The 20,049-nt window shown below is 70.4% G+C and carries 24 protein-coding genes and 1 riboswitch; of the genes, 4 read left to right on the top strand and 20 right to left on the bottom strand.

The genetic code is table 11. The features are described 5' to 3' along the window. Positions 1 to 324: 324 nt before the first annotated feature. Together hisG and AB0B28_RS19435 are read right to left on the bottom strand one after the other, a co-directional pair. Positions 325 to 1,170, bottom strand: coding sequence for an ATP phosphoribosyltransferase (gene hisG, locus AB0B28_RS19440; RefSeq protein WP_360123173.1), 846 nt, complete (start codon positions 1,168 to 1,170; stop codon positions 325 to 327). 21 nt (positions 1,171 to 1,191) lie between these two features. After that, positions 1,192 to 1,455, bottom strand: a complete 264-nt coding sequence (locus tag AB0B28_RS19435) for a phosphoribosyl-ATP diphosphatase (RefSeq protein ID WP_091034543.1) — start codon at positions 1,453 to 1,455, stop codon at positions 1,192 to 1,194. 209 nt (positions 1,456 to 1,664) lie between these two features. On the opposite strand from AB0B28_RS19435, the gene AB0B28_RS19430 reads away from it, so the two are divergent. Beyond that, a complete protein-coding gene (locus AB0B28_RS19430) occupies positions 1,665 to 2,372 on the top strand; it encodes a hypothetical protein (protein WP_360123169.1) in 708 nt (235 codons plus the stop codon). Between the two features lie 32 nt (positions 2,373 to 2,404). Here AB0B28_RS19430 and AB0B28_RS19425 read toward each other — a convergent pair whose 3' ends face one another. Next, positions 2,405 to 3,166 (bottom strand): TetR/AcrR family transcriptional regulator, encoded by a 762-nt coding sequence (locus AB0B28_RS19425; RefSeq protein WP_360123166.1) that lies wholly within the window; start codon positions 3,164 to 3,166, stop codon positions 2,405 to 2,407. Between the two features lie 111 nt (positions 3,167 to 3,277). Here AB0B28_RS19425 and AB0B28_RS19420 point away from each other — a divergent pair, with 111 nt between their 5' ends. Continuing rightward, positions 3,278 to 4,189, top strand: coding sequence for an NmrA family NAD(P)-binding protein (locus AB0B28_RS19420; RefSeq protein ID WP_360123163.1), 912 nt, complete (start codon positions 3,278 to 3,280; stop codon positions 4,187 to 4,189). On the opposite strand, the gene AB0B28_RS19415 is transcribed toward AB0B28_RS19420, so the two are convergent. Together AB0B28_RS19415 and AB0B28_RS19410 are read right to left on the bottom strand one after the other, a co-directional pair. Further along, positions 4,182 to 4,469, bottom strand: coding sequence for a DUF1905 domain-containing protein (locus tag AB0B28_RS19415; protein ID WP_360123160.1), 288 nt, complete (start codon positions 4,467 to 4,469; stop codon positions 4,182 to 4,184). The genes AB0B28_RS19420 and AB0B28_RS19415 overlap by 8 nt on opposite strands. Before the next feature lie 50 nt (positions 4,470 to 4,519). After that, complete coding sequence (locus AB0B28_RS19410) at positions 4,520 to 4,969, bottom strand: SgcJ/EcaC family oxidoreductase (protein WP_360123157.1); 450 nt, start codon at positions 4,967 to 4,969, stop codon at positions 4,520 to 4,522. A 91-nt stretch (positions 4,970 to 5,060) separates the two neighbouring features. Between AB0B28_RS19410 and AB0B28_RS19405 the strand changes: the two genes are divergently transcribed. Together AB0B28_RS19405 and AB0B28_RS19400 are read left to right on the top strand one after the other, a co-directional pair. After that, a complete protein-coding gene (locus AB0B28_RS19405) occupies positions 5,061 to 5,516 on the top strand; it encodes a MarR family transcriptional regulator (protein ID WP_360123154.1) in 456 nt (151 codons plus the stop codon). A gap of 73 nt (positions 5,517 to 5,589) precedes the next feature. Further along, positions 5,590 to 7,035 carry a glycosyltransferase family 39 protein gene (locus AB0B28_RS19400; protein ID WP_360123151.1) on the top strand — a complete coding sequence of 482 codons (1,446 nt, stop codon included), beginning with the start codon at positions 5,590 to 5,592 and terminating at the stop codon, positions 7,033 to 7,035. A gap of 46 nt (positions 7,036 to 7,081) precedes the next feature. On the opposite strand, the gene ribH is transcribed toward AB0B28_RS19400, so the two are convergent. The 15 genes from ribH to AB0B28_RS19325 all read right to left on the bottom strand — a co-directional run bounded on the left by ribH (position 7,082) and on the right by AB0B28_RS19325 (position 20,037). Then, entirely contained in the window at positions 7,082 to 7,552 is a 471-nt protein-coding gene (ribH, locus tag AB0B28_RS19395; RefSeq protein ID WP_360123148.1) for a 6,7-dimethyl-8-ribityllumazine synthase, read from the bottom strand. A 1-nt stretch (position 7,553) separates the two neighbouring features. Continuing rightward, positions 7,554 to 8,801 (bottom strand): bifunctional 3,4-dihydroxy-2-butanone-4-phosphate synthase/GTP cyclohydrolase II, encoded by a 1,248-nt coding sequence (locus tag AB0B28_RS19390; protein ID WP_360123145.1) that lies wholly within the window; start codon positions 8,799 to 8,801, stop codon positions 7,554 to 7,556. Further along, positions 8,798 to 9,385: a riboflavin synthase gene (locus AB0B28_RS19385; protein ID WP_360123142.1), complete on the bottom strand. Its 588-nt coding sequence runs from the start codon at positions 9,383 to 9,385 to the stop codon at positions 8,798 to 8,800. Before AB0B28_RS19385 ends, AB0B28_RS19390 begins: the two co-directional genes overlap by 4 nt. 88 nt (positions 9,386 to 9,473) lie before the next feature. After that, a riboswitch (FMN riboswitch) is annotated at positions 9,474 to 9,617 on the bottom strand. Between the two features lie 74 nt (positions 9,618 to 9,691). Beyond that, on the bottom strand, positions 9,692 to 10,681 hold the full coding sequence (locus AB0B28_RS19380; RefSeq protein ID WP_360123139.1) for a response regulator: 990 nt from the start codon (positions 10,679 to 10,681) through the stop codon (positions 9,692 to 9,694). A 4-nt stretch (positions 10,682 to 10,685) separates the two neighbouring features. Then, the gene (gene rpe / locus AB0B28_RS19375) at positions 10,686 to 11,381 is read right to left on the bottom strand and encodes a ribulose-phosphate 3-epimerase (protein ID WP_360123136.1); all 696 of its coding nucleotides are present in this window, start codon (positions 11,379 to 11,381) and stop codon (positions 10,686 to 10,688) included. 128 nt (positions 11,382 to 11,509) lie between these two features. After that, positions 11,510 to 12,841, bottom strand: coding sequence for a glycoside hydrolase family 6 protein (locus AB0B28_RS19370; protein WP_360123133.1), 1,332 nt, complete (start codon positions 12,839 to 12,841; stop codon positions 11,510 to 11,512). Positions 12,842 to 13,011: 170 nt separating this feature from the next. Further along, positions 13,012 to 14,400, bottom strand: a complete 1,389-nt coding sequence (locus tag AB0B28_RS19365; protein WP_360123130.1) for a transcription antitermination factor NusB — start codon at positions 14,398 to 14,400, stop codon at positions 13,012 to 13,014. Beyond that, positions 14,397 to 15,320, bottom strand: coding sequence for a methionyl-tRNA formyltransferase (gene fmt, locus AB0B28_RS19360; protein WP_360123127.1), 924 nt, complete (start codon positions 15,318 to 15,320; stop codon positions 14,397 to 14,399). The genes AB0B28_RS19365 and fmt overlap by 4 nt, the downstream gene beginning before the upstream one ends. Further along, the gene (gene def, locus AB0B28_RS19355; RefSeq protein WP_360123124.1) at positions 15,317 to 15,877 is read right to left on the bottom strand and encodes a peptide deformylase; all 561 of its coding nucleotides are present in this window, start codon (positions 15,875 to 15,877) and stop codon (positions 15,317 to 15,319) included. The genes fmt and def (AB0B28_RS19355) overlap by 4 nt, the downstream gene beginning before the upstream one ends. A 17-nt stretch (positions 15,878 to 15,894) precedes the next feature. Next, a complete protein-coding gene (def, locus tag AB0B28_RS19350; RefSeq protein ID WP_360123121.1) occupies positions 15,895 to 16,446 on the bottom strand; it encodes a peptide deformylase in 552 nt (183 codons plus the stop codon). Between the two features lie 214 nt (positions 16,447 to 16,660). After that, entirely contained in the window at positions 16,661 to 17,374 is a 714-nt protein-coding gene (locus AB0B28_RS19345) for a hypothetical protein (RefSeq protein WP_360123118.1), read from the bottom strand. 8 nt (positions 17,375 to 17,382) lie between these two features. Next, complete coding sequence (locus AB0B28_RS19340; RefSeq protein ID WP_360123115.1) at positions 17,383 to 18,051, bottom strand: hypothetical protein; 669 nt, start codon at positions 18,049 to 18,051, stop codon at positions 17,383 to 17,385. Positions 18,052 to 18,053: 2 nt separating this feature from the next. Next, positions 18,054 to 18,797, bottom strand: a complete 744-nt coding sequence (locus tag AB0B28_RS19335) for a hypothetical protein (protein ID WP_360123112.1) — start codon at positions 18,795 to 18,797, stop codon at positions 18,054 to 18,056. 2 nt (positions 18,798 to 18,799) lie between these two features. Further along, positions 18,800 to 19,675 (bottom strand): ABC transporter ATP-binding protein, encoded by an 876-nt coding sequence (locus tag AB0B28_RS19330; protein WP_360123110.1) that lies wholly within the window; start codon positions 19,673 to 19,675, stop codon positions 18,800 to 18,802. After that, positions 19,672 to 20,037 carry a GntR family transcriptional regulator gene (locus AB0B28_RS19325; RefSeq protein WP_360123107.1) on the bottom strand — a complete coding sequence of 122 codons (366 nt, stop codon included), beginning with the start codon at positions 20,035 to 20,037 and terminating at the stop codon, positions 19,672 to 19,674. The genes AB0B28_RS19330 and AB0B28_RS19325 overlap by 4 nt, the downstream gene beginning before the upstream one ends. Positions 20,038 to 20,049: the final 12 nt, after the last annotated feature.

Genomic DNA, 20,049 nt, shown 5'->3' with positions numbered 1-20,049 from the left:
AGCGGGAGCGGGAGCGGGAGCGGGAGCGGGAGCGGGAGCGGGAGCGGGAGCGGGAGCGGGAGCGGGAGCGGGAGCGGGAGCGGGAGCGGGAGCGGCGAGGAGTGTCGGTGGCTCGCGCGATCACTTGAACCGGGGGCGCTTGCGTCGCGACACGCCCGACCGCGGGGTACGGCGCCGCGCCGGAGTGTCGTACCCTCTCGCGATCATTGCAACCGGGGGCGATTGCGGACCCGACTTCTTCTCGCGTTACCGCTCCGCCCGCGCCGCCAACGTGAGTAGGCCCAGACGCGAAGCGTCTGGGCCTTTCAGTCGCCGAACCGACGACTAGAGGCGGCAGGCGTCGATGTTCGAGGCCAGGATGCCCCGAGCACCCAGCTCGTACAGGGCGTCCATTACTTGGTGGAGGTCGACGCGTTCGGTCATCGACTGCACGGCCACCCACCCTTCCCGATGAAGCGGCGAGATCGTCGGGGACTCGATTCCCGGCGTCAGCTCCACCGCGGCTTCGAGCAGCTCGGCGCGCACGTCGTAGGCGAGCATCACGTACGACCGGGCCACGAGGACACCTCGCAAGCGGCGCAGCAGCTGCTCGACGCCGGTGCCGTGGCCGTTGCCGGACTTGCGGACCAGGACCGCTTCGGAGTGCATGATCGGGTCGCCGAAGACGGCGAGGCCGGCCTGCTTGAGGGTGGTGCCGGTTTCGACCACGTCGGCGATCGCGTCGGCCACGCCGAGGGCGATCGCGTTCTCGACCGCGCCCGCCAGTTTCACGATCGAGGTCGAGACCCCGCGGGCTTCGAGGTCGCGTTGGACCACGCCGGGATACGACGTCGCGATGCGCTTGCCGTCGAGGTCGGCGACCGAGTCGACGGTGCCCGGGCGGGCCGCGTAGCGGAAGGTGGAGCGGCCGAAGCCGAGCGAAAGAACCTCTTCGACCTCGGCGCCGGAGTTGACGGCGAGGTCGCGGCCGGTGATGCCGAGGTCGAGGTCACCGGAGGCGACGTAGGTGGCGATGTCGCCGGGACGCAGGTAGAAGAACTCGACCCCGTTGGCCGCGTCCACGGACTGGAGGTCGCGGCTGGAGCGGCGCTGGCGGTAGCCGGCCTCGGTGAGCATGTCGGTCGCGCCCTCGGAGAGCGCACCTTTGTTGGGCACGGCGATGCGGAGCATGCGAATGGCCTTTCGGGAGGGCTAGAGGTACCGGTAGACGTCGTCGACGCTGATGCCGCGGGCGACCATCATCACCTGAAGGTGGTAGAGGAGCTGGGAGATCTCCTCGGCCGCGGCCTCGTCCGACTCGTATTCGGCGGCCATCCAGACCTCGGCCGCCTCTTCGACGATCTTCTTGCCGATGGCATGGACGCCCGCGTCGAGGGCGGCGACGGTGCCCGACCCCTCGGGGCGGGTGACTGCTTTCTCGGCGAGTTCGGCGTAGAGCTGCTCGAAGGTCTTCACGACCGGTAATGCTACGTGGCGCGGCGGGAAACGGCGACGGCGACGCACGCGTGCGACCGCAGTGCGGGACGGCCGAGACACGGATCACGCGGGGGCGCTGAGCGGGCGCTGCGGATCTGGACATTAATTTGGTCGTATGCTCTAATTAATTCATCGACATTCTTCGAAGTCGATGACTGAAACCGCGACTCTCCCGAAAGGCGCATCCCATGCGACGCAGATCGCTCATCACCGCCGCCCTGGCCGCCCCGCTCGCCACCGCGGGCGCCGTCGGCGCCCTCCAGTCCCCCGCGCAGGCCGCGGCCTGGTCGTCCTCGGACCAGTGGGGCAACTGGACCACCGGCGCGTACACGCTCTACAACAACATCTGGGGCTCGGGCGCGGGCTCCCAGACGATCTGGGCCAACTCGCAGTCGAACTGGGGCGTGTGGGCGAACCACCCGAACACCGGCGGCATCAAGTCCTACCCGAACGTCTCCTACACGTTGGGGCGCAACGTCTCCAACATGGGGAACGTGTCCAGCTCGCACAACATCACGGTGCCGACCAGCGGCTCGGGGCTCGCCTACAACAGCGCCTACGACGTGTGGGGCAACGGGCACGACCACGAGATCATGATCTGGACGCAGTGGCACGGCCCGGTCGGACCGCTGGGCTCGTTCGTCCAGAACGTCAACCTCGGCGGCCGTAACTGGTCGTACTACCAGGGCAGCAACGGCTCCAACGCCGTCTACAGCTTCCTGGCGCACACCCACACCACCAACTCCACGGTGAACATCACCGCGCACTGCCAGTGGCTGGTCAACCAGGGCCGGATGCCGAACGTGCGCATCGACCAGATCCAGTTCGGCTGGGAGATCACCTCGGCGGCCGCCGGTTACGACTTCACCTGCAACAGCTACTCGCTCTCGACCTGAGCGGCGGCCGCCTGAACCTCCCGGCGCGGGGTTCAGGCGGCTTTGCGCTTGTCGCGGAACGCTTTCTGACGGCAGGCCGAGGAGCAGTACTTGGGCGGGCGGCCCGTGGACGGGAGCGCGATCGGGCCGTCGCAGACCGGGCAGTTCCGTTTCGTTTCGTTACGGGAATCGGGTTCGATCGCGATTTCGTTACGAAACTTTTCGTTTCGTTCCGGACGGAGGCCTTCGAGGAGGACTTTCGTGAGGTCCCAGGCCCGTTCGGCGGAGTCGAGGGTCTGGGCCATCGCCACGAAGCCGAGCATGAGCGCGCGGGCGTCCTCCACGTCGAGGTCGGAGCGCACCGCGCCGACGGCCTGGGCGTCGTCCAGCAGGTTCGCCAGCGGGGAGTCGATACGGCACCGGCCCACCGCCTTGAGCGGCTGCTGCCACTCGCCGCGGGAGGCCAGGGCCTCGCAGATCGCACGGTTGGCGAAGGCCTGGTAGGCGACGTGGCGCAGGAACGCGAAGAACCCCTCCCCTGGCGCGCACTCGCGCTGGAGGGCGCGGCCGCGGGCGGTGAGCTGCTCGGTGCGCAGGTCGAGCACCGTGGCCATCAGGGCTTCCTTGGTGGGGAAATGCCGGTAGACGGTGCCCGCGCCGACGCCCGCCGCGGCGGCGATCTCCCCCAGGGTGACGGCGGTGCCGCGCTCGGCGAAGAGGCGGTCGGCGGTGACGAGGACCTTCTGGCGGTTGCGCTGGGCGTCGACGCGCTCGGCCCTGCGGCCCTGCTCTTCGACTCGCGTCGCGGTGTTCATAGGCGCGCCCCCTCTCGCTCAGGCCCTTAAACGGGTGTACTGTTCCGTTTCATCAACCGGGTCGCCACGTCCGATACTATCCGGCGGCCCTGGAAACGGAAGGGACTCCTCATGTCGCATGACGACAAGACCGTGCTCGTGACCGGCGCGACCGGAAGGCAGGGCGGCGCGGTGGCCTCGCGGCTGCTGGCCGAGGGATGGAAGGTGCGGGCGCTGACCCGCGACGCTTCGAGCGCGAAAGCCTTGGCGCTCAAGGCGGTCGGGGCCGAAGTCGTGGAAGGCGACCTGGACGACCGCGACTCGCTCGACCGGGCCGCGGCGGGCGTGTGGGGCGTCTTCAGCGTCCACGCCGGGGCCTACGCGGGCGGGCCGTACGGGCACGACACGGACCACGAGGCGCGTTCGGCCGCCAAGCTCGGGGCGGCCGCGAAGGCCGCCGGCGCGACGCACCTCGTCCACAGCTCCTCGGTCGGGATCGGCACGCCGCTCGAAGCGGCGCTGGACATGCTGCACCACAAGGCCGCCGCCGAGGCCGCGCTGCGCGAGACCGGGCTGCCGCTGACGGTGCTGCGCCCCACGGCGTTCATGGAGAACGCCTTCGACTCACCGCGCGAGCTCCAGAACGGCTCGCTCGTGTCGCCGCTGTGGGCCGACACGTACGAGCCGCTCATCGCGGCCGACGACATCGCCGCGTTCGCCGCGATCGCGTTCGCCGATCCGCGGGCCCACGCGGGCAAGGCGTACGACCTCGCAGGCGACGACCTGACCCAGGTCGAGAAGGCCGCCCTCATCGCCCGCGTGACCGGGCGCGACGTGCCGTACGTGGGCATCCCGATCGCGCAGATCCGCGAGGCGAGCGAGTCGACCGCCGACACACTCCAAGCCATCAACGAGCACCGGATCGCGGTCGACATCGCGGCGCTGCGGAAGATCCACCCCGGACTGCTCACGTTCGAGCAGTGGATGACCGGGATCGGAGCACCGCTGGTCGAGGCCTACTTCGCGCGCGTGGACGCTACGTGAGCCGCTGAGCGAGGTGGACGGTCACCTCTTCGCCTGCCTCGCTCTTGCCGATCGCCTTGCACAGGGCGGCCCTGACGGGAAGCCAGTGCGGGCCGGTGCCCGAGGGCATCAGCGTGGCGGCGAACTCGTGGCCGTCCAGCGTCCCGGTGACCTTCACGGCCCGGCGCGTGCCGAGCAACTCGGCCGAGCCGGGCACGGTGATGAAGGTGGGGAACGCGCCGTCCTTCTCGATCGGCGCGGTGAAGGTGTGGTCCATCGTCTGCGGCTTCGCGCTGCTCATGTCGACTCCTCGGTTGGTGTACCTGTCAAGACGAGCCGGGAGCGGCGAAATCATCGCACGGCGGGCGCGGTCTCGGGGGCGAACGCGAACGAGACCTTCTCCATGACCGGCTTGCGCTTGGTGTTGTGGAAGGCCGCGATGCGCCACTGGCCGTCGGCCTCGCGGTGCAGCGTGTAGGTCTGGACCTTGGACAGGCGCCCGGGGCGCGCGCCGTGCTTGGCCACGTCGCCGCGGCTGGTCACGATCGCGGCGTCGGGGCCGAGGAAGCGGACGTCGGTGATGTCGTCGACCAGGACACTGCCCTTGAGGAACTTGTCGAACAGGGCCTGGTGGGCGCGGCCGATCTCCTCGCGGCCGTGGTAGAGGGTTCCGACGAACGTGACGTAGGTGGCGTCGTCGGTGAAGTTCGCGCCATAGGCCGCGCCGTCGCCGGAGGCCCAGGCCCGGGCGGCGGCGGTGATGCGGGCTTCGATCGCGGTGCGGTCCTGTGCGGTGTCCATCCAAGGGCTCCTTCTGGTAGTTTGACGCAGTAGTTGCATGAAAACATTCTCTGCCTTCATGCAGATATTAGCTTAAGGAAGGGAACCGCCAGTGTCAAGTCCCGATTTCGCGAGGCTCGGCGAGGTCTACCCGCGCTACCTCAACGCCGTGGTCCTCCACGGCCTCGCCACGTCGCAGGCGGTCGGCATGGGGCCCACCGACTTCTACGCGCTCGGCACCCTCGCCTTCCACGGCCGCATGACCTCCGGCGAGCTCGCCGCCAAGACCGGGCTCACCACCGGGGCCACCACCAGGCTCATCGACCGGCTCGAAGAGCACGGCCGGGTCCGGCGCGTCCCCGACCCCGCCGACCGGCGCCGCGTCCTGGTCGAAGCCGTCGAAACCGACGAGACCGACCTGGACGCGGCCCTCGCGCCGGCCCGGGAGCGCCTCGCCAAGATCTTCGCCTCCTGCACCGCCGAAGAGCTGGCCGTGCTCACCGAGCACTTCGAGCGGGCGACCCCGGCCTTCCACGAGGCGATCGCGGCGATGCGCGGGTCCCATTAGGGGGGTGGGATTGCGCTCGGGGGGACATTGGGGGACTATCTACTCGGCTCAGCAAACCCTCGAAAGGCGCCAGATGCGACCCCTCGACCGCGCGCACCCGATCGCGGCGAGCCTCGTGCTCGCCACGGTCCTCGCCGTCACCAACGCCCGCTACGACTACCACCGGGACGAGCTGTACTTCCGGATGCTCGAACCGGCCTGGGGCTACGCCGACCAGCCGCCGCTGACCCCGCTGCTCGGCCGCGCCGCGATCGCGCTGCTTGGCGACTCGGTATGGGCCATGCGGGTGCCCTCGATCCTGTGCATGGTCGGGGTGCTGTGGATCGGCGCGCTTCTGGTGCGCGAGTTGGGCGGCGGCAAGGCCGCGCAGGCGCTGTGCGTGTGGGGCCTGGCGTTCGCCGGGGTGGCGCTGGCGTTCGGACACCTGCTCTCGACAGCCACAGTGGACCTGGTGGTGTGGTCGGCGGTGCTGCTGTTCGCGGTGCGGGCGCTCATGCGCGAGCCGCGCTGGTGGCTCGCGGCCGGGGCCGTGACCGGTATCGGGCTCTACAACAAGCATCTGATCGTGCTGCTGCTCGTGAGTCTCGCCGCGGCGCTGCTCGCGGTCGGGCCGCGCAAGGCGCTCGCGTCGAAGTGGCTGTGGGCGGGCCTGGGGATCGCGCTCGTGGTCGGGTCGCCGAACCTGATCTACCAGGCCGTGAACGACTGGCCGCAGCTGCGCATGGCCGAGGCCATCGCCGACGGGGACGGCGCGGAGAACCGGATGATCCTGCTGCCGTTCCAGTTCGTGCTGCTGGGGACGTTCCTGGTACCGGTCTGGATCGCCGGGATCTGGGCGCTCCTGCGGCGGCCCGAGTGGCGCGCGGTGCGGGCCCTGGCGGTCGCGTATCCGATCCTGCTGGTCGTCGTGTTCGCCACCGGCGGGCAGATGTACTACCCGATCGGGCTGCTCATCGCGCTGTACGCGGCCGGGTGCGTCCCGGTGGCGGCGTGGGCGAAGTCCAAGGGCCGCAGGGCGATCCTGGTCACTGCGGTGGTGCTCAACGCGGCGGTCTCAGGGGTGGTGGCCTTGCCACTGGTCCCGATCGCGGTCGTGGGTGAGACGCCCGTGGTGGTCATGAACGAGTCGGTGCCCGACCAGATCGGTTGGGAGGCATACACCTACCAGGTCGAGATCGTGGTCTCGGAAATGCCGGACTCGGATGAAGCGGTGGTGATCACCGCGAACTACGGCGAGGCGGGCGCGCTCGACCGGTACGGGTGGGGACTGCCGCCGATCTACAGCGGCCACAACGAACTCCACGAGTACGGGCCGCCGCCCCAGACCGCGACGGCAGTCGTCACCGTGGGCCTGCCGCTGGAGCGGGTCTCGCAGTACTTCGAGACCTGCACGGCCGAAGGCGTGCTCGACAACGAAGTGGGCGTGGACAACGAGGAGCAGGGCCGGATCATCGGCGTGTGCCGGGGGCCGGTCGAGCCTTGGGACGAACTCTGGGAAGAGTTCCAGCACTTCTCATGACACGACGAAGCCGCCGCACTCGACGAGTGCGGCGGCTTCGTGCTGCTCAGTCGAGCGAGCGGATCGCCAGCGCGGCGCCGAGGGCGGCCACGACCGCCTCGTAGCCTTTGTCCTCGGTGGAGTCCGGATAGCCGGCGCGGGCTAGGGCCTGCTCCTGGTTGTCGACGGTGAGCACGCCGTGGGCTACGGGGGTCGACTCGTCGAGCGCGATCCGGGTGAGGCCTTCGGTGACGGACTTGCAGACGTAGTCGAAGTGGGCGGTGCCGCCGCGGATGACGGTGCCGAGGGCGACCACGGCGTCGTAGCGGCGCGCGAGGGCCTGGGCGGCGATCGGGAGTTCGACGGCTCCGGCCACGTGCAGGACCTTGACGTCGGCGACTTTGGCGTCGGCGGCGGCGTCGAGGGCCCGCTTGAGCAGTTGGCCGACCACGTCGGCGTTCCATTCGGTGGCGACGATGCCGAGTGTGAGCCCGGCCGCGTCGGGGACCTTGACTTCGGGTGCTCCGTGTCCTGCCATGTCAGGCGGCCTCTCGTGCGACGGGTGCGAGCTGGGGCAGGTCGGCGAGGAGGTGCCCCATGCGGTCGCGTTTGGTGGTCAGGTAGGCGAGGTTGTCGGGCGTGGCGTAGCTGGGCAGCGCCACGCGGTCGATGACTTCGAGGCCCTGGCCTTCGATCCCGGCGCGCTTGTCGGGGTTGTTGGTCAGCAGGCGCATCGACTTGACGCCGAGGTCGGCGAGGATCTGCGCGCCGGTGGCCCAGTCGCGGGCGTCGGCGGGCAGGCCCAGTTCGAGGTTGGCGTCGACGGTGTCGCGGCCCTGGTCCTGGAGCTGGTAGGCCTGGAGCTTGTGGACCAGGCCGATGCCGCGGCCTTCGTGGCCTCGCATGTAGAGGACCACGCCGCGGCCTTCGGCCTCGACGGCGCGCAGGGCGGCTTGGAGCTGGGGGCCGCAGTCGCAGCGCAGCGAGCCGAAGGCGTCGCCGGTGAGGCATTCGGAGTGGACGCGCACGAGGACGTCCTCGCCGTCGCCGATGTCGCCCTTGACGAGGGCGACGTGCTCGTTGTCGTCGTGGACGGCGCGGTAGCCGACGGCGGTGAACTGGCCTGCTTCCAGGGGGAGGCGGGCTTCGGCGAGGCGCTTGACGTGCACTTCGTTGCGTTGACGCCAGGCGACGAGTTGGGCGACGGTGATCAGCTTGAGGCCGTGCTCGTCGCTGAAGGCGCGCAGTTCGGGCAGGCGCATCATGGTGCCGTCGTCGTTCATGACCTCGCTGAGGACACCGACGGGCTGCTTGCCCGCGAGGAGGGCGAGGTCGACGGCGGCCTCGGTGTGGCCGGTGCGGACGAGCACGCCGCCTTCCTTGGCGCGCAGCGGCACGACGTGGCCGGGGCGGCTGAGGTCGGCTGCGAGGGTCTCGGGGTCGGCGAGCACGTTGATGGTGTGGGCCCGGTCGGCGGCGGAGATGCCGGTGGCGATGCCGCGGAGCGCGTCCACCGAGACGGTGTAGGCGGTGCCTCGCGGGTCCTGGTTCTTGGTGGCCTGCGGGGGCAGTTGCAGCAGGTCGGCGCGGTCGGAGGTCATCGGAACGCAGAGGTATCCGCCGCTGTGGCGGATGGTGAAGGCGACCAGTTCGGGGGTCGCGTCTTCGGCGGCGAAGATGATGTCGCCTTCGTTCTCGCGGCCTTCGTCGTCGGCGACGATGACGGGCTTGCCTGCCTTGATGGCGGCGATCGCGTCTTCGACGCTGTCCAGGCGGATGTCGTTCATCGGAGTTCTCCAGTCTGGAGCAGCTTTTCCACGTGCTTGGCAACGACGTCGGTCTCGATGTGGACCGGGTCGCCGATGGTCTTGCGGCCCAGGGTGGTCGCTTCGAGGGTGGTGGGGATGAGGCCGACGGTGAACTCGTCGCCTTCGATGGCGGCCACGGTGAGGGAGGTGCCGTCGACGGTGATGGAGCCCTTCTCGACCACGTATTTGGCCAGGCCGGGCGGGAGGCGGAAGGTCACTTCCTCCCATTCGGCGGCGGGGGTGCGCCCCACGATCTCGGCGACGCCGTCGACGTGTCCCTGCACGAGGTGGCCGCCGAGGCGGGTGGTGAGGGTGGCGGCGCGTTCGAGGTTGACGCGGTCGCCTGCGCGGAGGCCGCCGATCGCGGTGCGGCGGTAGGTCTCCTCCATGACGTCGGCGGTGAAGACGTCGTCTTCGACCTGGACGACGGTGAGACACACGCCGTTGACGCTGATCGAGTCGCCGAGTGCGGCGTCGGAGGTGACGAGCGGGCCTTTGACCGCGAGGAACGCCTCGCTGACCTTGACGACTTCGCCGAGCTCTTCGACGATTCCGGTGAACACGGGTGGGACCCCCTACCTGCTGCGGTGTATAAGGGCACGCAGGCGGGGCAGAAGAATGGCTCGCAGGGGCCACCAGTGGCCTCCCGCGTTGCGTCTGCTCCCATCCGGACTTTAACCGTCGGTCCTGGATTCTCACCAGGTCAACCGTCCGCTGGTTGCGGACGGGTCGCGGACTCGCGGCCCTGGGGCCGCTCACCGCCGGCTCGGAATTTCACCGACCCCGCTGACGCGCGTTTGATACAAGGAATTGTGCCACGCCGCTATTCCGCCGCGGTCCGTACTGTGAGGTACCCGACACTCGCCGGTTCAGCGGTCGTTGTTGGTCCAGAACACCGGGCGGCGGCCGGACTTGCCGGGGGTGCGCCCGTCGGGGAAGGCCACGTAGTTCCCGGTGTGGGATTTGGCGACGCTCTTGAGGGTGGTGGCCTCGGCGACGGCCTCGTAGGCGTCGGTGAAGCGCCGCTGGGTCGAGAGGGCCACGCCGGTCGAGAGCGTGGGCAGGCGCGAGCGGGTCATGCGGCGGCTGCGGTCGGTGTGCTCGATGTAGCCGCGCTGGACGTCGCGGGGGTCGCACAGGAGGCGGACGCGGCGGTCGAAGTGGTCGTTGAGGAAGCCGGTGACCGCTTCGGCGTGGTCGGGCAGGCACAGGATGGTGAAGTCGTCGCCGCCGACGTGCCCGAGGAAGACCGGGGCGGCCCCGGCGTCGCCCGCGGCGGCGTAGACGCATTCGGCCAGGCCTTTGATGAACTCGTCGCCGCGCACGAAGCCGTACACGTCGTTGACCGCTTTGAAGTGGTCGATGTCGATGTAGCACAACGCGAACGGGTCGCCGCGTTTAATCCAGGACTGGAGTTCGCGGAGGATGCGGTCGTTGCCGGGCATCCCGGTGAGCGGGGAGGACTCGCGGACCTCGCGGTGGCGGCGGATCGCTGAGTCGATGCGGGCGGAGACCTCGGCGGGGTCGAAGGGCTTGGCGATGAAGTCGTCGGCTCCGGCTTTGAGCCCGGCGATCTTGTCGGCCGAGGAGGCCTGGGCGCCGAGCAGGATGATCGGGAGGCTCGCGGTGGCCGGGTCGGCGCGCAGCTGGCGGGTCAGGGCCAGGCCGTCGATGAACGGCAGGTCGGTCTCCAAGAGGACGATGCCGGGCCTGCGCAGCGCGATCCCGGCGAGGGCCTGGTAGCCGTCGCGCGCGAGCGCGGTGTCGAAGCCGTCGGCCCTCAGGCGCGCGGCGAGGAACTCCGCGAGCTCGGGATCGGCGTCGGCGATGAGGACCAGTTCGGGGGTGGAGGCTGCCATGGGCTCATCCGGATGATCGCGCCGCGTCGGCGCGGGCCCTCAGGCGCCGGGCCGCGTCGGCGGGGTCGGCCGCACCGTAGACCGCGGTGCCGGCCACGAAGGCGTCGGCCCCGGCTTCGGCGGCGGCGGCGATCGTGTCCTCGGCGATGCCGCCGTCGACTTCGATGCGCAGTTCGAGGTGGCCCGATCGGGCGTGGGCGCGGGCGGTGCGGACCTTGTCGAGGGTCTCGGGGATGAACGCCTGGCCGCCGAACCCGGCCTTGATCGTCATGATCAGGAGCGTGTCGAACTCGGGCAGGATCTCCAGGTAGTCCTCGATCGCGGTGTCGCGGTCGATCGCGAGGCCGGCCTTGGTGCCCGCGGCGCGCAGGCGCTTGGCCAGGACCGCGGGGTCCTCGCAGGCCTCGGCGTGGAAGGTGACGTTGTGGGCGCCGAGCTCGGCGTAGCCCACGGCCCAGCGCTCGGGGTCCTCGATCATGAGGTGGCAGTCGAGCGGGATGTCCGTGGCGGCCTTGAGGGACTTGACGACCGGCGGGCCGAGCGTGAGGTTGGGGACGAAGTGGTTGTCCATGACGTCCACGTGGAGCCAGTCGACGGCGCCCTCGACCGCGGCGGCCGCCTCGGCGAGACGGGCGAAGTCCGCTGCCAGAAGGCTCGGTGCGATGACGGTGTCGGCCTGCGCCGCTTGGAACTGTGCCACACGGACAGTGTAGGTCGCTTCACCGCGACGCAGGCCGGACACCTGGGTCCGGTGTGAGGGCCGGTGCGGAGTCGAATCCGGCCCATTCGCCCTCACACCGGGCGCTAAGTGTCCGTAGTGATCTCGGATCAGCAGGCGAATTCCAGTTCGACCGCCGGGCCGGAGGCCACGAAGCCGAACAACTCTTGCGACTGGCCTGCCGAGATCGTCCCGTTCCAACCCACGTCAGAGGCCGTGACGTTGGCGCCCGAGGAGGTCAGCTGCACGTTCCAGCTGCTCTCGATCGATTGGGAGCCGGGCCAGGTCCAGGAGAGGTTCCAGCCGTTGACCGGTTCGGTCGAGGTCATCGAGACCTTGCCCTGCCAGCCCGAGCCCCAGTCGCTGACCGGCTCGACCGTGACGGTGCAGTCCGAATCGGACGGGCCGCCGGTCGTGGGGTCCTCGGACGGGTCCTCGCTCGGCGGGTCGGTCGGGTCGACCTGGCCGGGCCAGTCCGAACCGGCGGCGGTCGCGAGCTGGTAGGCGAGGTCGGCGATGAACTGCCCGGCCGAACCGGCGCAGCCGTCGGCCTCGCCGGGGAGCTTGACCCACAGGTAGGCGTCGACGGCGCTGTTGCCGGTCGAGGTGGTCGGGTAGTTGCCGATCGCGCGGCCCTCGGGGTCGCACCACTCAGAGCCCAAGGGGCCGTTGCCGTTGCGGCTGGTGTCGATGACCGCGCGCTTGTCCGAGCCGATGATGCCCTGGATCTGCTGGGCGTACCCGGCGGACTCCTCGCTGGTGCGGTAGTTCGAGGTGTTGAGCGCGAAGCCGTCGGCGTACTGGACGCCCGCGTCCTGGAGGCGCTGGGCCGCCGTGGCCGGGGCGAGCCAGGCCGAGTGGCCGATGTCGATGTAGACCTTGGCCTGCGAGTCGGCGTTCTTGATGGCCTGCACCGCGTGCGTCAGGGACTGGTTGATCTCCTGGCGCTCGGTCTCGTTCGAGCAGTTGTGCGGGAGCGTGTCCGGTTCGAGGACGATGTAGGCCGGACCGGAGAGCCCGGCCGCGAACGCGTCGACCCACTCGCGGTAGGCCTGGTGGGAGGGCGCGCCGCCGCCGGAGTGCCCGCCGCAGTCGCGGTTGGGGATGTTGTAGACGACGAGGATCGGGGCGGCGTTGTCGGCGGCCGCGGCGGCGACCACCTCGGCCACCTGGCCCTGGATCGTGGACGGGTTGTGCTGGGTGAACCAGTTGCCCGCCGGGGTCTGGGCGATGCGCTCGTCGATCACGGCCGCGCGCGAGTCGCCGGGGTTGAGGCTGACCCAGCGGGCCGCCTGCGTGTCGGGGTTCGTCCACAGCGCCTGCGACTGCGCCGCGTCCTGCGCGCCCGCGCCCGGGCTCAACAGGAAGCCCGCGCTCAGGGCGGTCGCGACCGCCGTGGCGGCGCCCGCGACGATGGCCGCGAGCCTCTGCCTTCGATTCATGATTGCTCCTAGGTTTGCCGGTAACCCGGGGATTATATTTACTCTTGTCGATGAATGGTAGCGCTCCCGAAGCGGTGACTTAAGCGACCACACCCGGCAAAAGGACGCGGGGCAGCGCGAAGCCCGCGCCACGGACCGGCCCTGGCGCGGGCGAGCAGGAGTGTTACCGCTTACGCGGTCTTGCGCAGCAGCGCCAGGAACATCGCGTCCGTGCCGTGGCGGTGGGGCCACAGCTGCGCGAACTCGCCGCGCTCGGCATCGGGGACGCGGGCGGTGAGCCAGTCGGCGCGGACGAGCTCCGCTCCCCCGGCCTTGAGGACCTCGGCCACGACCTCCTCGGTCTCGGCCGTGACCGGCGAGCAGGTCACGTAGGCCACGATCCCGCCGGGCCTGGCCAGACGCAGACCCGACGCGAGCAGCTCGCGTTGCAGCGGCACCAGGTCGTCGATGTCCCCCCGTTGCTTGCGCCAGCGCGCTTCGGGGCGGCGGCGCAGCGCGCCGAGCCCTGAGCACGGCGCGTCCACCAGGACCCGGTCGGCCGAGTTCGCCTCGCCGAACTCGCGGCCGTCGCCGGTGTGGACCTTCACCGGAAGTCCCTTGGCGGCCTTGGCGACCAGTTCGGCGCGGTGCGGCTGGATCTCCACCGCGTCCAATCGCGCGCCCCGCTCGGCCGCGATCGCCCCGAGCAGGCCGGTCTTCCCGCCGGGGCCGGCGCACAGGTCGACCCAGGCCGCGTCCGGGCCCTCCAATGGCGTCTCGGCGAGTTGCACCGCCACGAGCTGGGAGCCCTCGTCCTGGACGTGGGCCTGGCCCACCGCGACCGCGCGGACCTTGCCCGGGTCGCCGCCGGGCAGGTACACCGCGTACGGCGACCAGCGGCCGTGTTCGCCGCCGCGCGTCTCGCGCGAGAGGTCGCCCTTGGTGATGCGGCCGGGCTTGGCGCACAAGTGGACCGGCGGGGCCGCGTTGTCGGCGGCCAGCGCGTCGGCGAGCTCGTCGGGGCCGATGACCGCTTCGAACTCGGCGGCGATCCACTTCGGATGCGCGTGGCGCAGTGCGAGGTCGGCGAGGCGGTCGCCGGTGGCCAGTTCGTCGCACCACTGGTCGAGGTCCTTGGCGGCGACCTTGCGGAGCACGGCGTTGGCGAGCCCTGAGACGCGCGGTGACACGGCGGCCTTGACGAGGCTGACGGTGGTGGCGACGGCCGCGTGCGGCGGGATGCGCATGTACAGCAGCTGGTAGGCGCCCAGGCAGAGGGCGTCGAGGAGGTCCTGTTGGAGTTCGCGCACATCGCGGCCGGAGGCGGCGGCGAGGATCGCTTCGAGGGTGCCGAGGCTGCGGAGCGTGCCGTAGGCGAGTTCGGTGGCGAGCGCGGCGTCGCGGCCGGTGTTGTCGGTCTCGGCGAGCATGCGCGGGAGCACGAGGTTGGCGTAGGCGTTGTCGGCGGTGACGGCGCTGATCGCGTCGAAGGCCACGCGGCGCGGGTTCACGTGCGGGCGGGCGCGTTCGCCTTCGTCGCGGGGGCGCTTGCCTCGGGAGCGGTTTCGGTTGTCGCTCATGCGAACCTCGGATTCTCGGTCTGGAGGCCGCGGCCCCAGGCGGCGGCGTCCATGAGCTGCTTCCCGGCGGGTTTGACCCGGTCGAGGCGGACGGGGTCGGTGGCGGTGCCGACGTGGACGCTTCGCTTGGCGAGGGCGACCTCGCCGGGGGCGAGCGCGGGCCCGTCGGGGTCGACCGTGACCGGGCCCAGGTGCAGGCGCTGGCCTTCGAATTCGGTCCAGGCTCCGGGGGCGGGGGTGACGGCGCGGATGCGCCGGTCGACGGCGAAGGCCGGGTCGCTCCAGCGGACGCGGGCGTCGTCGACGGTGATCTTGGAGGCGTAGGAGACGCCGTCGTCGGGTTGCGGTTCGCCGACGAGGGCGCCGATGTCGAGGGCGTCGACCACGTCGGCGGTGAGGCGGGCCCCGGCGACCGCGAGGCGGTCGAGGAGATCGCCGGAAGTGTCGGCGGGGTCGATGGGCTCGGTGAGTCGGCCGTAGACCGGGCCGGTGTCCAGGCCCGATTCGAGCTGGAAGACGCACGCGCCGGTCATCTCGTCCCCGGCGAGCACGGCGTGCTGGACGGGGGCGGCGCCGCGCCAGGCGGGCAGGAGCGAGAAGTGCAGGTTGATCCAGCCCAGGCGCGGGATCTCCAGGGCCGCGGGCGGGACGAGCGCGCCGTAGGCCACGACGGGCACGAGGTCGACGTCGAGGTCGCGCAGGCGTTCGAGGAATTCGGGTTCGCGCGGTTTGGCGGGGGTGAGGACTTCGACGCCGTGCTCGTCGGCCCAGGCGGCGACGGGCGAGCGGGAGACCTTGCGGCCGCGTCCGGTGCGGGCGTCGGGCCTGGTGAGGACGGCGACGATCTCGTGGCGGGAGTCGTGGAGGGCCGCGAGGGTCGGCAGCGCGACCTCCGGGGTTCCTGCGAAGAGCAGCCTCATCGTTTGAAGAACACCCCTCCGAGTTCGCTGCGACCGGCAGGGACGCTGGTCTGTTCGGCCTGGTGCCAGCTCTGGCGGCGCAGGTCGGCTTCGAAGGCCCGGCGGGTGTCGGGGTCGAGGCCGTCGATGAACAGCTCGCCGTCGAGGTGGTCGGCCTCGTGCTGGAGGCAGCGGGCCATGAAGCCGTTGCCGCGGACCTCGATCGGGCGGCCGTCGACGTCGAAGCCGCTGGCGACGGCTTTGAGGTGCCGCACGCGGCGGTAGTAGAGGCCGCCGGGCAGCGAGAGGCAGCCTTCGAGTTCGCGGTCCTGGGTCTGGTCGCCGATGGTGCGGACGACGGGGTTGACCATGTGGCCGCGGCGGCCTTCGAGGTCGTAGACGAAGACGCGGAGGTTGACGCCGATCTGGGGCGCGGCCAGGCCTGCGCCGCGCTGGTCGTCGAGGGTGTCGTGGAGGTCCTCGACGAGGCGGCGCAGGGAGCGGTCGAACGCGGTGACCGGTTCGGATTTGCTGCGCAGCACCGGGTCGCCGTGCAGGCGGACTGGCTGGATGGACACGTGGAGCCTTTCGCTGCCTAGGACTTGAAGAACACGCCTTTGGCGTCGTGGGGGGTGACCTTCACCTTCACGTCTTCGTTGTACCAGTCCTGGGCCTGGATCTCGGTGAGCGCGGCTTTGCGGCGGTCCGCGTCGAGGCGGTCGATGAAGATGATGCCGTCGAGGTGGTCGGTCTCGTGCTGGAGGCAGCGGGCCATGAGGCCGGTGCCGACGATCTGGAGGGGGTCGCCGTATTCGTTGAAGCCCTTGGCGACCACGTTCTGGCGGCGGACGGTGTCGAAGTAGAGCCCGGGGAGGGACAGGCACCCTTCGGGGCCGTCCTGCTCCTCCTCGTCGGGGAATTCGAGGACCGGGTTGACGATGTGGCCGACGACGTCGTCGACGTCGAAGGAGAAGACCCGCTTGGAGACGCCCAGCTGCGGGGCGGCCAGCCCGGCGCCGCCTTCGTCGCGCATGGTGTCGAGCAGGTCTTTCACGAGGCCGCGCAGTTCCTTGTCAAAGGTGTCGACGTCTTCGGCGGCCGTGCGCAGGACCGGGTCGCCGAAGATGCGGATGGGCTGGATCGACAATGTGCTGACCTTCCGAAGCGTGAACTGGCCGTCCTCCAGTGTCCCACTCGCCGCACGCTTCCCGTGAGGGGTCGCCGGAGGGTGTGGTGCGGGCCGTGCGGCGCGCGGGCGCGGGGCCGGTGGTGAGCAGGAGCCCGGCCACCATGCCCGCCGCGATGCAGGCGGCCAGCACCAGAAGAGGGAAGGGCACCTGCGCTCCGATGAGGCCCATGGCTCAGGCCGGCTTGGGTCGCATCGGGGCCCGGGCGAGCAGAGCGAGGGCAAGAAGGGCGAAGGCGGCGGTCAGGGCCAGGTCGACCCAGGCCATGGAGGTCGAGTTCATCGCGACGGGAACCTCGACGAGGGTGCCGGATTCGCCGTCGGCGTTGACGACGAGGGAGATCGCCACGGACCGGTAGAGGCCGGCGGCGGCGATCAGCCCTGCGAGGAACGCGCCGAGGAGGCCGGTGCCGAAGCGGAGCATGGCCGCTCCGGCCGCGGCACCGATCGCGAACCACAGGGCGGGCCTGGCGAAGGAGTCGAGCCAGCCGGTGCCGTAGAAGCTGAAGCCGTGCTCGGCGCCTTTGTAGGTGGCGAACAGGCCGATGACGGCGATACCGAGGTGGGTGAGCAGCGCGGCCGTGGCCACGGTGACCGCGCCGTACAGCGCGAACGCGGTAATGAACTCCTTTCGGGTGAGGCCGTTGGCGATCGCCCTCGGCTGGCCCTTCACGAGATGGAACCACGCGGCACCGGCCATGACCAGTGGGATCGCCAGGATCGCCCATTGGGCCACCTGCGCGTACTCGCCGGTGACGGCGCGGTAGACCAGCGAGCCGACGAGCAGGACGGCGAAGGCGGCGGTGAGCCAGAGCCCGAAGGTGCGGGCGGTGTCGTTCGCGAGCCGGGCCGCGAGGCGGTACTTGCGCTGGGTGAGCAGGGCGGTCATGGCGGGCCTCATTTCGCCGCGACGGGCGCGGATCGCAAGGTGAGCACTGAGGCGGTCACGAGCACGGCGGCCACGGCGAGGGCGATCGCGATCCAGGCGGCGACGCCGCCCGATCCGAGGTCGCGGAACTCCAGGGCGAGCAGGCCCGTGTAGTGGAGGCCGGTGCCCAGGAGCACCGCGATCGTGAACCAGGCCCGGCCCGCGAAGCGGGCGGCGGCCGCGCCGATGAACGTGCCTGTGAAGAAGTAGATGGGCGTGATCAGCAGGTAGCGGGCGCCTTGGCCGAGGGCCTCGCCCCAGGTGCCGAACGGTTCGGCGAACCAGGCGAGGAGCGCGTGCTCGGCGGCGAACCCGGCGGTGACGAGCGCCGCCGTCCCCACCGTGGTGAGCGCGCCGAACACGAGGTAGGCGACGGTGAGCTCGCGGCGGGTGATGCCGCGGGCGATGCTGGCCGGGAGGTTCTGGTAGATCCAGAACCCGGCCGTGACGGCCACGAACCACTGGAAGATCGAGGCGGTGATGGTCCACAGCCCGACCTCGAACACGTTCGACAGGGCCACCGAGAGGATCGGGGTGGCCACCACCCACAACAGGAGGCTCCAGCGCAGCCACAGCACCGAGCCGCGGAAGAGGCTCAGGCCGAGCCGGTAGCGGCGAGAGGCGAGTCGGTCGTTCATGGTCACGCCGCCTTCCCGCGGATCGGCGAGTTGACGATGAGGCGGCGAGTGGCCCAGACGCCGAAGGCGAGGACGGCGACGGCCACGGCCGCGGCGACCCAGGGGCTGAACTCGGCCCTGCCGGTGACGAAGTGGACGAGCCAGCCCGGGCCCCACGGGTCGACCTTCGAGAGCAGGTCGTCCAGGGCGAGACCGACCGGGATGACCGGGATGAACATGAACCAGCCCGCGTCGGAGTGGTAGGCCCCCGCGCCGATCAGGGCGCCGCCGGTGAAGTACACGGCGTACGTCAGGGGGTAGGGCAGGATGAACGCGAAGACCTCGCCGTAGGTCTCCAGCGGCATCGGGGTCTCTTGGTCGATGCCCTGGCTCCAGCCGAGCAGGTCGTAATAGGTGTGCTCGGCGAGGAACCCGGCCAGCGTGAGCAGCGCGAACGCGAGAACCCACAGCAGGCCGAACACGCCCATCGCGCCGGCGATCTCGCGGCGGGTGACGCCGACGGCGACCAGGGTGGGCATCAGCGAGTACAGGAATCCGCCCGCGAGGATCGCGGTCCAGATCTTCGCCACGTTCCCCGCGTGGTACCAGCCGGACATGTTCACGTCGGCCCACTGGCCGACGATGAGCGGGATGGCGATGGCGGCGATGACGCCCGCGACGATCCACCACGCGAAGTACTTCAGGCAGTCGGTAAAGATGCCGACCCCGAGGGCGAAGCGCCGGTTGGTGAGGGTCAGTTCGGACATGATCAGGCTCCGGTGCGTTCGGGGTCGGTCAGGTGGATGAAGAGGTCCTGGAGGCCGACCGGGCCGATCTCCAGTCCGGCGTCGGCCGCTCGGGCGCGGACCTCGCCGTCGAGGGCGGCCACAGTGGCGCTCTTGGTGCCGCCCAGGCGCTGCTCGGCGAGGACTTCGAGCCCCGCGGCGACCGCGTCGACCTTGTCGGCCGGGCCGGTGAGCGTGGCCCCGCGGCCCTGGAAGGCCTCGACCTCGTCGTGGACGAGCACGCGGCCGCGGTCGACGATGACGACCTCTTCAAGGTAGTTGGCGACCTCGTCGATGAGGTGGGTGGACATGACCACGGTGTGGGGGCGGTCCATGTACTCGGCGAGGAGCTCCTTGTAGAACGCGTCCCGGGTGGGCGCATCCATGCCGAGGTGGACCTCGTCGAACATGGTCAGCTCGGCGCGGGCGGCCAGGCCGGTGATCGCGGCCAGCACCGAGCGCTTGCCGCGCGAGAGCTCGCGGACCTTCTTCTTCAGCGGCAGCTCGAACTTGTCGGCGAGCTTGAGGGCGTAGGCGGCGTCGAAGCTGGGGCGCAGCTCGCCGGTGGAGATGGCGGACTTGACCGAGTCGGAATCGTCGAAGTCGCCGCCCTCGCGAACCAGGGCCACGCGGGAGACGATCGGGGCGTTCTCCCACACCGGCTCACCGCCGACGAGGACCTCACCGGAGGTGGGCCGCCGGAAGGCCGCCAGGAGACTCAGCAGGCTGGTCTTGCCCGCGCCGTTGCGGCCGAGCAGGCCGTAGATCTTCCCGGCCTCAAGGGTCAAGTTGACGTCGGCGAGCGCTTCGGACTCGCCGTAGCGGAGGGTCACGTCGCGGAGATTGACGGCGAAGCTCATTGGAGGGCACCTTCTTGCGTTCGGAGGTAGTCGATGATGTCGGTCAGGGGGATGCCGGCCTGGCGGGCCTCGCGGACCAGCGGGGCCAGGACGGTCTCGAAGAACCGCTCGCGGAAGTCGGCGGCGAGGCGCTCGCGGGCGTCGTCGGCGACGAACATGCCGACGCCGCGCTGCTTGTAGAGGACGCCCTCGTCGACCAGTTCGCGGAACGCCTTCTGGGCCGTGGCCGGGTTGATCTGGTAGAACGCGGCGTACTGATTGGTCGACATGACCTTGCCTCCCGGTTCGAGCGAGCCGTTCATGATCTCGGCTTTGATCTGGTCGGCGATCTGCCGGTAGATCGGCGTGCCGTCATCGAACATCTCGCCTCCTTC

This window comes from Glycomyces sp. NPDC046736, assembly GCF_040645615.1.
Classification (GTDB): Bacteria; Actinomycetota; Actinomycetes; order Mycobacteriales; family Micromonosporaceae; genus Glycomyces.
The sequence above is the reverse complement of the archived record's forward strand: the minus strand, read 5'-3'. Positions and strand labels throughout refer to the sequence as shown.